Genomic DNA, 279 nt, shown 5'->3' on the forward strand with positions numbered 1-279 from the left:
CTTCTTTGAAGTAGTCAGGGAACTCTTCAAACTTCTCCTGCGTCATCTTTTCCCAATCGACTAAATCATGCCGGTACGCTCCATCTGCTCCCCACGGAATGTCATACACATTCAGCATATTTTGAGGGCGATCGTATCGGTCAAAGTCGATACGTAGAATTTTGCGGATTGAGAACGGTAAAGTTTTAATTCGTCTGGTAGCCTCAATGAGACGCTTGCGCATTAAGCCTTCACCATCCGACAGCAAAGTGTCCCCATTCAGCATATCGATCGCCTGCA

General features: G+C 46.6%; 1 protein-coding gene. It reads right to left on the reverse strand.

Going from position 1 to position 279, the window contains the following annotated elements:
* A partial coding sequence (locus tag LZP73_RS21190) for a hypothetical protein (protein ID WP_326490394.1) occupies positions 1–265 on the reverse strand: 265 nt, incomplete at its 3' end.
* Positions 266–279 lie beyond the last annotated feature (14 nt).

The organism is Shewanella sp. AS16 (genome assembly GCF_021412365.1).
In the GTDB taxonomy this organism is placed as follows: Bacteria; Pseudomonadota; Gammaproteobacteria; order Enterobacterales; family Shewanellaceae; genus Shewanella; species Shewanella salipaludis.